Origin of the sequence: Symbiobacterium terraclitae, from assembly GCF_017874315.1 — a bacterium.
In the GTDB taxonomy this organism is placed as follows: Bacteria; Bacillota; Sulfobacillia; order Symbiobacteriales; family Symbiobacteriaceae; genus Symbiobacterium; species Symbiobacterium terraclitae.
Genome location: NZ_JAGGLG010000022.1, coordinates 20030 through 33253 on the forward strand (window position 1 = coordinate 20030; position 13224 = coordinate 33253).

General features: G+C 70.2%; 9 protein-coding genes. 2 read left to right on the forward strand and 7 right to left on the reverse strand.

The window, feature by feature from the left end:
- Positions 1-269 precede the first annotated feature (269 nt).
- The gene (locus tag J2Z79_RS12360) at positions 270-1634 is read left to right on the forward strand and encodes a hypothetical protein (RefSeq protein ID WP_209467205.1); all 1365 of its coding nucleotides are present in this window, start codon (positions 270-272) and stop codon (positions 1632-1634) included.
- A gap of 105 nt (positions 1635-1739) precedes the next feature.
- Here the strand turns inward: J2Z79_RS12360 and J2Z79_RS12365 are convergent, their stop codons facing one another.
- The 5 genes from J2Z79_RS12365 to J2Z79_RS12385 all read right to left on the reverse strand — a co-directional run bounded on the left by J2Z79_RS12365 (position 1740) and on the right by J2Z79_RS12385 (position 9323).
- Complete coding sequence (locus J2Z79_RS12365; protein ID WP_209467206.1) at positions 1740-2597, reverse strand: coiled-coil domain-containing protein; 858 nt, start codon at positions 2595-2597, stop codon at positions 1740-1742.
- 176 nt (positions 2598-2773) lie between these two features.
- Positions 2774-4009: a Wadjet anti-phage system protein JetD domain-containing protein gene (locus J2Z79_RS12370; RefSeq protein WP_209467207.1), complete on the reverse strand. Its 1236-nt coding sequence runs from the start codon at positions 4007-4009 to the stop codon at positions 2774-2776.
- Positions 4006-7323: an ATP-binding protein gene (locus tag J2Z79_RS12375; RefSeq protein ID WP_209467208.1), complete on the reverse strand. Its 3318-nt coding sequence runs from the start codon at positions 7321-7323 to the stop codon at positions 4006-4008. Before J2Z79_RS12375 ends, J2Z79_RS12370 begins: the two co-directional genes overlap by 4 nt.
- Entirely contained in the window at positions 7292-7918 is a 627-nt protein-coding gene (locus J2Z79_RS12380; protein WP_209467209.1) for a DUF4194 domain-containing protein, read from the reverse strand. The genes J2Z79_RS12375 and J2Z79_RS12380 overlap by 32 nt, the downstream gene beginning before the upstream one ends.
- 10 nt (positions 7919-7928) lie before the next feature.
- Positions 7929-9323, reverse strand: coding sequence for a Wadjet anti-phage system protein JetA family protein (locus J2Z79_RS12385; RefSeq protein ID WP_209467210.1), 1395 nt, complete (start codon positions 9321-9323; stop codon positions 7929-7931).
- Between the two features lie 222 nt (positions 9324-9545).
- Here J2Z79_RS12385 and J2Z79_RS12390 point away from each other — a divergent pair, with 222 nt between their 5' ends.
- Positions 9546-10757 (forward strand): hypothetical protein, encoded by a 1212-nt coding sequence (locus J2Z79_RS12390; RefSeq protein WP_209467211.1) that lies wholly within the window; start codon positions 9546-9548, stop codon positions 10755-10757.
- Here J2Z79_RS12390 and J2Z79_RS12395 read toward each other — a convergent pair.
- Positions 10754-11998, reverse strand: a complete 1245-nt coding sequence (locus J2Z79_RS12395) for an acyl-CoA reductase (RefSeq protein ID WP_209467212.1) — start codon at positions 11996-11998, stop codon at positions 10754-10756. The genes J2Z79_RS12390 and J2Z79_RS12395 overlap by 4 nt on opposite strands.
- Positions 11995-13077: a LuxE/PaaK family acyltransferase gene (locus J2Z79_RS12400; RefSeq protein ID WP_209467213.1), complete on the reverse strand. Its 1083-nt coding sequence runs from the start codon at positions 13075-13077 to the stop codon at positions 11995-11997. The genes J2Z79_RS12395 and J2Z79_RS12400 overlap by 4 nt, the downstream gene beginning before the upstream one ends.
- Positions 13078-13224: the final 147 nt, after the last annotated feature.

Genomic DNA, 13224 nt, shown 5'->3' on the forward strand with positions numbered 1-13224 from the left:
TCCGGCAGGCGGCTCATCCGGTGCCGACCGCCCCGGTCGCTGTCACACTTCCTGCTCGCTGGTGTGCTATTAGGAATGGAGGCGGTCCGGGGCACAAGGAGCATGGATGTCGCCCCGCGTCCCGGGTCGCTGACACGCTTTCTGTTGGCTGGTGTATTTCACCCTAAGGATCGGCGGTCGCGGCCAGGGCCGGGGCCGAACTCTATCTGGGGCGCGCCGCCGGCGCCGAGACCGCCGACCCGGAGAGCAGCATGAGAGGAGTGATCCGCATGATTCTGCCCCCGTACGCCCTGCAGGCTGCCCGGCTGATCGCCTGGGCGATGGCAAGCCCCGACCCCGCCGTGGAGGAGCAGGTGACCCGCCTCCGGTCTGCCAGGCTCGGCGAGGTGGACTTCGTCTGGGCCGGGGTCCTGCAGGGCCTCAGCGCCCGCAGCCGCGCGGCCGGCGGGCCGGTGCTCACGCAGGACGAGATCCGGGCCCTCGTGCAGTGGTTCATCGGTGGCCGCTGCCAGGGCATGGCCCACCTGGGTGCGGCGAAGCAGGCCGTCCTCGCCGAGGCTCGGCGGCTGGTGTCCCTCCGCCTGGACGAGAGCGGCCGCTACCTGTCCCGCTGGGTCCGCTGGGAGACCTTCCTCGAGTTCCGGGCCGTGGCGGTGGACGTGAACGGCCTGCCCGAACCGGCGCCCGACCAGTGGCCCGCCCCCCTGAGCCGGTTCCCGCTGGCGGCCGAGCTCGAGCGGGCCATCGCACGGGGCGGGGTCGCCTTCAAGGCGCTCAACAACCGGGGTGAGCTGGAGCTCTACTTCCTCACCGACTCCCCGGAGCAGATCCGGGACGTGGCGTGGGATTTCGGCTGCCTCCCCCAGCACGAGCCGGACGTGTTCGCGGTGGACCTGGCCGTCTACGTGAGGCCGGGTCACCCGCTCTTCTACACCTACCGGTTCGACATGGCCTCCGCCCGGGGCCGCTACGAGGCTGCCGCCTTTTGCGAGCAGCGGGAGCTGCGGGTCTTCGCCATTACAGCGGACGGCGGGGAGGCGACGGTCGCCCTCTGCCGCCGGATCCGCCACCCGGAGAGCGCCAGGCGCACCTTCCGGAACTACTGCCGGACGGCCCTCGGGCTGCCGCAGGAACCGCCGCCGCCCGAGGAGGTGCCGGTAGAGGAGATCCTCTGCCGGGGAACCGCCTACCAGTTCGAGCCTCTTGCCGTGGAGGCGGGGGAGGGGCTGCCCCCGGAGATCCTGGACGCGCTGCAGGCCCTGGCCACGGACCGCAGCAAGCTGATCCGGCAGGGTCCGTTCACCCTCTGGATGGTCCGGCGGCCGCTGGTGGACGGGGCCAACCGGTTCATACACGGGGTGATGCTCATCCTCACCCCGTCGTTCTGGGGGCGCACCCGCGGCCGCACGGAGCGGGATCCGCTCTACGCCCGGCTCCGGGAGCTGGACGGCTTCATCCGGGCGGAGGACACCTTCCCCCTCTACGAGGGGGCCGTGCCGCTCTACCGCTACGTGGATGGCGGGGTTTACCAGGTTCCGCAGAGGGAGGGGCTGATCCAGGACCTCCGGGACCTCTGGGAGGCCATGTACCAGGACGGGAGGCGGGAGAACCCGTACGGCGCGGTCCGCTTTTGAGCTGCCAGCGATGCAGGTCAGCCCGCCCGCTACTCGGACCCATCCACCGCGCGCTGCGGGAGCGGCTGCGCGACTGACGGGCCAGGGGTTCCCCCGGGCCGGTGGCTATTGGTCGGGGGCGGCGTGGCCGGTGGCCCGGGCGAGGCTGGCCAGGTCCTCCTCCAAGTCGTTCACCCGATGTGCGAGGCTCCGGTGCCGCTCGCGCAGGTCCTTGTGGTGCATGATCCAGTGCTCCATCCGCTCGTCGAGGTGGTCCAAGCGCCTGTCCAGAGCGGCCAGGGACTCGAGAATGGCGTGACGGTCCTCGGCCCGGCTCTGGTCTAGTGCGTCGAAGCGCTGATAGATCTCATCGAACCGTCGGTCGGTGCACTCCTGGAGTTGGTCGATGCGCCTGTCCAGCGCGGCCAGGGACTCGATGATGGCGTGGCGGTTCTCCGCCCGGCTCTGGTCTAGTGCGTCGAAGCGCTGGTTTACCTGATCCAGCTGCCGGTCGATCTCGGCGAACCGCAGGTCTACCTGATCGAACCGCCGGTCGATCTCGGCGAACCGCAGGTCTACCTGATCGAACCGCCGGTCGATCTCGGCGAACCGCTGGTCTACCTGATCGAACCGCCGGTCGATCTCGGCGAACCGCAGGTCTACCTGATCGAACTGCCGGTCGATCTCGGCGAACCGCTGGTCTACCTGATCGAACCGCCGGTCGACCTCAGCGAACCGCTGGTCTACCTGATCGAACCGCCGGTCGGTGCGCTCCTCGAGTTGATCGATTCGCCTGTCCAGCGCGGCGAACCGCTGGTCTACCTGATCGAACCGCCGGTCGACCTCGGCGAACCGTTGGTGGACTTGATCGAACTGCTGATCGATCTGCGCAAACCGCTCGTCCACCCTTTCGAAGCGGTTGTTCATCTCTGTGCGCAGCGAGCGGATTTCCTCCAGGATCACGGCAGCCGTCTCCCCATCCATGAATGCGACCCTCCCCACCGATTCTGTCCTTGGGGTTCACCCACCATCGTGGAGCTTGTCTCCAGTCTACCATACCGAACATTCGTTCCGTTATAGGTTCTTCGAACGTGTGTGAGCAAAATGCGCACCCGGCGGCCTGCCTCCGGGGCTCCGGGTGCGCAACTGGTCGCGTCCGGTCAGGGTCCGCCGACCATCTCCGCGGGGATCGCTTCCTGCTCCACGCGCAGCCCGTCGGCCAGCATCGCGCGGATCACCGGCCAGAACGGCGCATACGCCGGCTGATCCAGCAGCGCCGCCAAGCGGCGGCCGTACCTCTCGTCGAAGGGCATCCCGGCGCTCCTGTACTGCCGGTATGTCTCCACGTCCATCAGCAGAGGCGCAATGGGCAGGCCGGTGTGCCCCCGCAGGTGGACGAAGATGCGGAAGCCTCCCAGGTCGATGTCGCCCCAGTGGCTGAACGCCAGGGGCCGGACGGCGGAAAGCTTCTCCAGGAAACGGCGGCGCAGGGGCCCGGGGTAGCCCCCCAGATAGACGGCCACCGTGCGAGGGGGGAGGACCGAGACCAGCTGGTGGAAGGAGGTCAGGTTCTCCACCGTGATCACCCGGTCGGCCTCCACCGCCGTCACGGTGCAGCGCTTTACAAAGGGCGCCGAGAGCCCGACGTCGCTGCCCGTGGAGCCGATGTCCAGCCCCCCGATCACCAGCGGGCCGGCCACCAGCACGTGCTGCGGGTTCTCCACGATGCCCAGCTCCGCCAGAGCCTCCCGATCGTCCTCAGGCAAGGGCTCCGGGCAGAACTCCCGCAGGACCCGCAGCAGGCGACCCTGGATAGCCTCCAGCCGTTTGCTGTTGCCCAGCACCCGCTGGCTGAAGAGCCGGCGGGGCTCTTCGTCCGCGAGCCCCGCGGGGCCCAGCTTGTTCAGCACGCGGCAGAGCTCTCCCAGCAGTGGACCGTCGTCCGGGGTGAGGCGGGCCGGAAGGGGCTCACCGGCGTGCACCGCGCCTGCCACCCGGGCGGCGAAGGTGTGCCGCCAGTCGCCGCTCTCGGCCCAGCGCTCCGCCCACGCCTCCGCCACCGCGGCGAGCTGCGCCTCGCGGGCGCGCCGCGGGGTGCGGCCGGCCCGGCGATAGGCCTCGTCCAGCCGCTCCAGGACCAGGTCCACCCGCTCGACCTCTTCCCGGCTGTAGCGCGAGAGCCGCAGCTCGATCAACCCTTCCCGGGCCAGATTCCGCACCGCCTGGTTCAGCTCCAGCCGCCGTTCGCCGCGCCGCTCATCCCAGTAGTCGGGCAGGGTCGCGCGGTCGAACCGGAGGAAGACCGCCCGCCGGGACGCACCCGGCTCCCGGTAGTGCCGGCTCCGCTCGTACCGGTCCAGCAGGAGGTCGAGGATCATCCGCTCATCCCGGCTCACCGGCCGTCACCCCCCTCTTCGCCGGAGGCGGCCAGCACCTGGTGGTAGTCTTCGATCCAGGCCCGGTGGCCGTCCCGCATCACCAGGAGGGTGGTCTCCACGTGCGGGGTGATGATCTCGCACTTGTCGGTGGGCGCGGCCGCCAGCACCTGCAGGCCCAGGCGGCGGATGAACTCCAGCGTCTGCTCCGCCCGGTCGGGGTCCATGCGGTTGAAGGCCTCGTCAAAGAGCATCAGGCGCACCGTGTGGGGGTTCTGGCGCGGGCGGTAAAGCTGCAGGAAGGAGGCGACGATGGCCACGTAGTACGGCGTCTGCGTCTCGCCGCCGGACTTGGCCCGGGCCACCTTGCTGAAAGACGAGGTCTCGCCGTTCTCGTGATGGATCTTGATGTCGTATTCCAGGTAGGTGCGGTAGTCGGTGTAGCGGCGGATATTCTCCAGTTGCTTCTCCTCGGGCACGTCAAGGATGAGGCGGAACAGCTCGTTCAGCGTGTCGCCGTACTTCTCCTGGAAGTAGAGGGAGAAGAGGCCGGGCCCCTCCACCGCGAAGTCGTCCATGATCATGTCGTAGAAGGCGCGGTGCGTGTGGTCGGGCGTGCACGTGAACTGGTAGCGGTCCTGGCCGAAGGGGATCTCCCTGAGCACCCGGTTCAGGTTGTCGAACTCCTGCCTGGCCAGGCGGATGTTCTCCTGGAGCCGGAAGACGAAGTGCTCCTTGAACTCCTGCTCCGCCGCCGCGCGGGCCTCGGCGATCTTCTCCTCGTACAGGACGAGCTCGCTCTCCGCCAGCTTGCGCAGCTCCCGGTCGTACGCCGCATTGTCGGCGGCGTCGGGGGCGCCGCCGAACTGGTAGCGGTTGTTGTAGTCCAGGCGCAGCCGGTAGAGCTCCTGACCGAGCCTTTCGGCCTGGGTGAGGAGGCCCTGCCGGTTGTAGGTGTAGTTCTGGACGATGGCCGCGTTGGCGCGGTTGCGGGTCGCCTCCATGTACCGGGCCGCACCCTGCTCCGCGGCGGCCGGGTGGACGGCCACGAAGCGCTCCAGCTCCTCGTGCCGCTCGCGCCAGCGCGCCTCCGCCTGGCGCAGGTCGTCGGACACCCGCTGCAGGCGCTCGCGAGCAGCCGTCTCGTCCTGAATTGCTTTCTTCTCCTTGTCCCGGAGCAGCGCCCGGCTTTCCTCCTTGCTTGCGATCTGCCGCTGGAGCGCGTTCAGCGCCCCCACGTCGATCTGCCGCCGCTCCTCCTCCTTGGCGGCGATGGCTTCCCGCAGCGCCGGCAGGCGGGTGACCCGCTGCCAGCGCTCGGGGAACGAGGCGGCCATGCGCGAATCCAGCAGCCGGTGGAACTCCGCGCAGACCTTCAGGTCCCGGTCCACCTGCTCCAGCTGCTGCAGCACCTCGCCCAGCCGCTGCTGCTTCAGCTCGATCTGCCGGGCGATGGCGCGGGAGCCGATGTAGGGCACGGCGTAGACGTGGAACTCGATCTGCCGGGCGGTGTGGTTCCGGTAGGTCATGCAGGTGGGGGTGATGGCCACCGCGTGCCGCTTCAGCTCCTGCTCGTTCTCACACTTCATCACCCGCCCCAGCAGCCGGTCGACGTAGGCCCGGGCGGCCGGGTCTGCCGTCTCCACCTCCTCCGCCAGGGAGCCGGGCAGCCTGGTGGGCCCGGACCGGAGCAGGGCCTCGCTGTTGACGAGCCCGACGCTCTGGATCTTCCGCTCCACCTTGGTGCGCTCGTAGACCGCCAGGGCGGCGTCGAACGCCTCGGGCGGTACGAAGAGGTCGAACCGCTGCGTGTTCAGGTAGCCTTCCACGGCGTTCTGCCAGCGCTCGTCGGGAATCTCCAGCAGCTCGCAGAGCACCCGGGCCTCCAGGCCGTCCAGCTCCTCGGAAATGGCGGCGCGCAGCGCTTCCACCGCCGCGGGGTACTGGCGCCGCTTCTGCCGCAGGGCGGAGAGGGCCTCCTCCAGCTCCCGCTTCTCCGCCTGCAGCGCGCGCTGCTGGTCCCTCAGGCGGTACTCCCGGAGGGATATCTGGCTCCGCAGCGCATCGAGGGCGGGTTCCAGCCGGGACAGGTCGGCCGGAGGGGCGGTGAGGTCTCCCCGGATGAGCGGATCGAGCCGGCGGGCGCTGTCGGCCAGCGCCGCCAGCGGGGCCTCGTCCTCCAGGGCCAGGGCGGCAGACTGGGTTTCTGCGAGCCTCAGGGCCTTCTCCAGGCACGCAGCCACCGCACGGGCATCCCGGGCCAGCGCCTGCCCCTCACGCTGCAGGTCGGCAGCCTCGCGGCTGAGGTCGGCCAGCGCCCGGTCGATGGCCTGCAGGGCCTGGTAGGCGTCGTCCCGGGCCCGGGCGTCGTAGAGCTCCCGCAGCTCGGCCTCCAGCCGTTCCAGCGCCGCGGCCGCCTTTTCCTTCTCGGCCCGGGCGGCGGACAGGATCTGCCGCTCGTGCGCCTCCTGCCGCCGCAGCCGGTCGAGCTCCTCCTGCACCTGCTCACGCTGGGCCCGGAGAATGACGTATTGCTGAATGGTCGCGGTGGCCTCCAGATCGCTCTTCTCCTTGAACCGGGCTGCGATCTGCTCCAGCCGGGCGATCTTCTCCTTGGTCTGGGCGGCCAGATGGTCATAGTGCCGGTACTGCCGGAAGTTCTCCAGCATGGCGTCGATCTTGACCTCGCGCTCGTCAAGCACGTAGTCGTAGACGAACCGCCGGATGTCGGTGATCGGGTGGAAGGCCAGCGCCTTCACCAGCAGGGTGAAGAACCGGTCGTCCAGGTGGCCTAGCTGCGCCTTCAGCGCCGTGCGGTAGGCCGACGCCGAGGGGAAGACCTCGCCGGCCCTGCGCGCCCGCAAGGAGGCCTTGAAGGCTGCGGCGCTGAGCGGCCGGTCGCCCTCCAGGAAGAGGCTCTCGTCCAGCGGCCCGTTGATGCGGAAGAACTGCGGCGTGTCCGGCTCGCCCGCGAAGACGTCCACCACGAAGCCGAGCTGGAAGTGGTCGTCGCGCGCGGTGTCGTGGAATTCCAGCGCGACGTAGCTGGTGAAGTCCCCGCCCCTCAGGTAGCCCTCGCCGTCGCCTCCGTCGGGGTCGTCGCGCCCGGTGCGGCAGCGCAGGTATCCCTTCAGGTCGCGGTTGGTCTCGTCGTGGGCGGAGATGTTGAAGCGGACCCGCCGCTGGTCGGCGATGAGGGCGAACTGGAGCGCGTCGAGGATGGTGGACTTGCCGGAGCCGTTGTCGCCGGTGAGGAGGGTGGAGCCGTGCAGCCGGATCGTCTCGTTGACGAAGTAATGCCAGTTAACCAGCTTGATCGCCGTCAGCCACTTCAAGCTCCTCACCTCCTCCGCCGTAGGCCTCCAGCCGGTCCTGGATCTCCTGCAGCCCCTCCGCCCGCACGGCGAAGAGGATGGAGGGGAAGAGCTTGAACCGGCAGGCCGGGTCTGTGATGTCCTCGTCGATCAGCTCGACCAGCGAGTACCGCCGGAAGAGGGCGAATGCATCGCGCAGGTGCTTTTTCTCGATGACGCCCCGCTCGCGGATGCGGAGGGTCAGGGCCTTGTCGTGCAGGTCCTGCACCCGGCAGACCACCTCGTCGGTGATGGTGAGCTGCTTGCGCCGCTCCTCGTAGAGCAGCCTGAGGAGCAGGAGGAGGACCGACTCCATCATCCGCAGGGAGAGCCGGCTGCCGCCCTGCCGGTTGATGGCCTGCACCACGCCGTAGGTGCGGTCCACCACCAGGCTCCAGCCCATGAGGCCCAGGTAGCCGGCGATCACCGGCTCGTTGCGCTCCACGAAGTAGAAGTCGCGCCGGCTGGCCTCCTGGCCCTTCACCAGGAACGTGGTGGTGAGCAGGCGGTTGACGATGCGGGCGAACTCCTCCCGCTCACGCTGACTGAGCAGTTGGTATTGCTGGACCCAATCCATCGGGCGCTCCCTACTTTCGCCGTATCTTGATGTTCCTGAACGAGAAGCGGCCTCCGCCGCCCGTGATCCGTTCGCCGGTGAGGTCCACGCGGTAGCCGACCCGACGGCTGCGTCCGTAGGCCGCGATGTAGATGAGCCTTACGAAGTCGTCCACCGTCTCCACCCCGAGGTCGGCTGCCCGCATCTCCCGCCGGTCGCCCAGCCGCGCCTGCACGTACTCGTCGATCCGGCGGTAGGTGATCGCCGCGGACAGGCGCTGGCGTGCCCGCTTTCGGGCCGCCTCCCGCTCTGCCGCGTCCAGGGCGGGCGCAACCAGCGGCTGCGGTTTGTGGGTGCGCCGCTGGGTCCGGGGGGTGAAGAGGGAGGTCGCCTCCAGGGTCTGGACCGCGCCGAGTGCGAAGAGGCCGTCCAGGCCGCAGGGATCGTCGGCGGCGACGGTCCCGGCGTTGAGCTGCGCACCCAGGTGCTGCAGCAGGTTTACCAGCCGGCCCTCGGTGTCCTCGCCCTCGCTGAGCAGGTAGCGCACGTACTCGAACGAGGCCTTGGCGTACTGGGCGTTTCGCCGGTCGATCTCGTCCAGGAGGTCGTCCATCTGCTCGTAGCTGTTGCGGATGAAGGCGAGCTGCGCCCGAATGGCCTCCTCCGCCGCCTCCTGGCTGGGCTGCCGCCCCCGTCGCACCTCCTCGGCTGCGGCGCGCGCGACCCAGCCCGGTTCCGCCGTCCAGGCGTCGATGCGCGCCAGGATGCGCGGCCGGAACCGGGAGACGTTGTCGGTGGTCTTGAGCCGGTGATAGGCCCGGTCCAGCACCTCCAGCTTGTAGTCGCCGAAGTGCATCGCCAGGATCTCCCGGGGCGTCTTCTGCTGAAGTAGCTGCTCGGTATAGCGCTTGATGTTCTGGTGCAGCGACTTCAGGTCGCGCACCAGCAGGGTGGTCTGTTCGTACGCCTTGCCGATGGCGAGGCCGGGGTTCTGCTCCGCCTCGTCGGCGGTGAGCGCCACATAGGTGGCCAGCACGTAGCCGGAGTACTCGGTGCGCTCGCCCCGCCGGAGCCTGTCCAGCGTGTCGAGGATGGCGATGGCGTAGTCGGCCAGGTTGACGTATTGCTGGTAGTCGGTGCGCTGCTCGATCTCCAGCCAGCCGGTTTCCTGTAGCCGCCTGAGGATGGCGCCCGCCCGGTCCCGGGGGCTGAGTGCCGCCCCGTCCTCCGCCTCCAGGTCCGCCTCGGTGATGGCTTCTGCTTCCAGGTAGGCTGCGGTGGCGTCGATGATCGCCTCGCGCGGGGTGCCGTACAGCTCCTGCTTGTGGAGGTCGTAGATGAGGAAGAGGACGTGCGCGTAAACCGCCCGGGCGGGTGAGGCCAGCACGCTGAAGAGCCGCTCGGGCAGCACGGCGAAGAGTTCCATGAGCACCCTCCCGTCACGCAGGTGTTAGGGAGGGTTTCGAGGGGAAGGGGGGTGAGTCCTGTTCGCAGGTTCGCCTTTCCCGATTGCTGGCCGGGAGCGCTGCGCCTGGCAAGGCCGGCCCTGACTGAACATGCTGCCTGGCACACTTGTTCATTGCCAGAAGGTCAGTCCGCACATGCGTTGAAGTGTTAGCAAGAGACACACACCAGGGGGTTCCAGCGCATGAGTACGAAGCTACGCAACGCGACCCACGGAAAGGTGCGCTCCCTGGCCTCCGCCCGGACGGACCATCTGGCGTGGACGCTGCGGGACAGGCTGAGGGAGCGCCTCCAGGGCGAGCAGGCGGCCGCGACCGTGGACTGGGGTCTGGCCCGCTTCTTCCCCGAGGAGATCTTCGAGGAACTGGAGCCCGAGACGTGCACGCTGGCGGCGGACTGGCTGGCCTTCGAGTTCCTCGCCCTTTACGGTGGCTCCCTGGCTCAGGAGATGGCCGAGGACGACCCGACGCTCACCGCGGACGAGCGGGCGGTCCTGCTCGCCTGGGCGGAGGGGGCCGTCCCGGGCTTCTTCCGCGTGATGGAGGCCTCCGAGCGGGAGGCCACGCTGAGCCGGATTCCCGATGAGGTGCCCTTTGTCGCCCGGACCCTCGGTGCAACAGTGGCGCCGGGCAACGTGGTGATGACCTGGCTGCTGCCGACCGGGCCGGCGCTCCACTTCGGCCTTCACACGGCGCTGCTGGATGAGCGGCTGACGGATGGGCTCCGCCACGTCCTCGACGTGGAGATGGCGCTGCTCCGGCGGCAGCGCCCCCGCGCTTCTTGGGATGACCTCTATCGCGGCCTGTGGCCGCGGATCATCTGGTACCTGTTCCTCCTGGGCAACGGGGCGGACGTGACCTGTATCAAGGCGCCGCCCGGCCCGTCCGCGCGCTGGGACGGCCTCCCCGTCGAGGGCGCGCCGGACTGGTGGCGGGAGGTGGCCACAGCGGTGCGGCTCCACGTGGACGCGGTCGCCCGCATCTCCGAGAACCCGCCCTACGGGGCGGAGCGCCTCTGGTGGGACGCCGCCCTGGCCCTGAACCCGCGCCGGTCCCGCCCCGACGGATGGGTGGCCGGGGTGCTCTACGTCTTCCGCCGCTACATCCTGGGCGACAGCCTTGTCACGCAGGCCGAGGTGGCAGGTGAGTGCGGCGTCTCCGTCGCCACCGTGGGCAGCCGCGCCCGCCAGATCGTGAAAGCGTTGGGCGCGGCGGAGTACGACCTCCGCTACGTGGACCTCCTCGCCCCGGAAGTGCGAATCCTGTGGGAACTGCACTGCCTCGGCTCGATCGGTTCCCTCGTGTACGGCGGCAGCGACCTGTCCAGCGTCCCCCCCGAGACCCGGCTGGCGCTCCACAGCATGCTGCGCGAGATGTCCCGGCGCCTCCGGGACTAGGGCTCAATGTCCACCCACCGCACCAGGTCGCCGGCGGTGGGGCGGCCGTCGTGCCGCCACAGCGGGTGCGGTTCCTGGACCCGCCCCACCGGCGCCACGCGGCTCACGCCGAGCCGCCCCAGCGCCCCGGCCAGGGCGAGGCGGTCGGCGTCGGGGCCGGCGAAGGCCACCGTCTGCAACAGCGGGGCGTGGGGGGCGGCCAGTGCCACCACCTCGTCCAGCCGGTCCACGGCGTACGTGTAGAGGAACCGGCCCAGGGGGCTGGGCCGGAAGTCCGGCTGCTCATGGTGGACGACCGCCCAGGACAGGTCGCCCGGGCTCAGGAAGCAGGCGTCGGCCGTGAACTCGGCCTCGTCGCGGGCGCCGCGCAGGGCGGCGGCCTCCTCCAGCGTGAGGCGCCCCCGCGGCATGCGCTCCTGCAGATCCGCCAGGGCATCGGCCACCGCCCGGGCGAACGCCGCCGGCGAGAGCGGTCCGCCCCGCTCCACGAACGCGATGTGCGGCGAGACGCAGCCCTGCTGGTCGTACATCGCCACGTCCAGGGCCAGGCGGGAGGCCGTCTCCGCCGTGGCCGCCGGGGCGGCGATGCAGGCGAACGAGAGCCGGTGCCCGTGGCCGACGAACCGGACCCCGTCAGGCACCAGGCGCCGGATGGCGGCGATGGACGGGTCCGACCCATAGGCGAGCACGGCCCCTGCCCTCCGGTAGGGGCCTGCTTCGTCGTGCGCCCAGCGGGCGACGTGGAGGCACTCCCCGAGGCTGGGGTCGACCTCCGCGACCGAGCGGGCGAACAGGGGGGGGAAGTCGGGCTCCCCGGCGGCCGGCCGCACGAGGCAGGCGGACTTGAGCGCCAGCCCAAGCGCGATGTCGAAGGCGGGGATGCCCGGCACGTTGCCCGAGAAGACGCAGACCAGCAGGCCGGGGCCGAAGGCCATCGAGCGGACGCCGCCCGGCCGCTCGACGAACCGGTCGAGGGCGCAGCGGCTGCCCAGGTCGGCGTCCAGCAGCTCCGGCAGCCCCCGGGCCCGCCGGATCATCTGGTCCAGCCCCTCCGCGACCATCGCCGGGGCGAGGCCCGTCCCCGCCGCGATGCGCGCCTCCGCCTCGCGGCGGACCGGGTCCGACCGGTCCAGCCAGCGGCGGCAGACCCGGTCCAGGGCGGCGAGGATCGCATCCACCGGCCGCTGCGCCAGGGCCCGCTGGGCGGCGGCCAGCCTCTCGTACACCGCCTCCGTCGTCACGCCCCGTCCCCTCCGGAAGACTGCTGGTTGGCCCGCAGGAACTCGTCCATCGCGATGGAGCAGCCCCGGGCCTCCGCCCCCGGCGCCCGGCCGAGGATCTCGAATCCGTCGGGGTACTGTACGCCAATGTCCTGGGTCAGCAGGAAGGCGCAGGAGTAGAGGTTGGCCAGGTCGGTCACGGCCACCATGCCCGGCTGGCCGGGCGGCACCTCCGCGAGGGCCTCGGGGTCGAGCATGCGGATTCGGACCCACTCGGGAACCGCCTTGCGGGGCGAGCCGCTCACCAGGGTCTGGTCGTAGCCGTTGGAGGACATCTCGCACATGCCGTACTGGTTGATGCAGATCACGTCGGGGCCCAGCGCCTGCCGGATGAGGCGGTAGAGTTCGTCGCGGGAGACCTCCCGCGACTTCCCCTTGAACCCGCCGGTCTCCATCACCCGGGAGCCGGGGGGCAGCTGGACGCGCAGGCCGCTGTCCACCAGGTGGACGAAGGCGAAGGCGGTCCCCAGCAGGGCGACGGGGCCCTCCGCCTGCCGCAGGGCGGCTTCCAGCGCCGACAGGCGCAGCCCGTGGCTGTCGATGTACCAGTCGAACTCTGCCGCAAACGCTTCGGCCTGCTGCGACAGGTACCAGGAGAGGGAGGAGCGGGGGTTCTCCGCGGGCGACTGGGCCAGCATCAGCATGGGCATGCGGGCGCCGTCGGGCAGGTCGGGCAGGACGAAGCGCCGGAAGACGGGGCGGGAGCACGCCCGGTAGAGGTCCAGGCGCTCGAAGTAGTGCCGGCCCCGCCGCTCGGCCCCCTGGGTGGTGCCGCTGGTCTCGAAGTAATGCGCCGGCTCGCCCTCGCCGCTGTAGATGCGGGCGTGCTTGAAAGCGGTGACGGGCAGGTGGGGGATCTCCCGCCAGTCCGTCACGGTCTCCGGCGTCTTTCCCCGGGCGTCGCAGTAGCGCCGGTACGGGGCGCACCGCTCGTACTGCCGGGTGAAGAGGGTGAGCGCGAGCTCGCTGAAGGCGAACGGGGCGCCGCTGAAGATGGATAGCAGTTGGGCAGCCAGAGGGTCGGACCAGGTCGCAGTCATGGCATGCACCCCTTCACAGTCTTTCCCGGAAGGCTCGCAAACAGGGAAGGCCGGGCGCTGCGCCCGGCCTCAGAACTACGCACACCAGGGTGAACGCAGTTTTGGTGACGCGGGTGTGTCTGCTACCGCGGGCATCCGAGACGCCGT

Excerpts from the sequence above, each read along its gene's own strand:
- J2Z79_RS12385 (WP_209467210.1), bottom strand. The coding sequence starts at position 9,323 with ATGGAACTCTTCGCCGTGCTGCCCGAGCGGCTCTTCAGCGTGCTGGCC.
- J2Z79_RS12365 (WP_209467206.1), bottom strand. The coding sequence starts at position 2,597 with ATGGATGGGGAGACGGCTGCCGTGATCCTGGAGGAAATCCGCTCGCTG.
- J2Z79_RS12360 (WP_209467205.1), top strand. The coding sequence starts at position 270 with ATGATTCTGCCCCCGTACGCCCTGCAGGCTGCCCGGCTGATCGCCTGG.
- J2Z79_RS12390 (WP_209467211.1), top strand. The coding sequence starts at position 9,546 with ATGAGTACGAAGCTACGCAACGCGACCCACGGAAAGGTGCGCTCCCTG.
- J2Z79_RS12380 (WP_209467209.1), bottom strand. The coding sequence starts at position 7,918 with ATGGATTGGGTCCAGCAATACCAACTGCTCAGTCAGCGTGAGCGGGAG.
- J2Z79_RS12400 (WP_209467213.1), bottom strand. The coding sequence starts at position 13,077 with ATGACTGCGACCTGGTCCGACCCTCTGGCTGCCCAACTGCTATCCATC.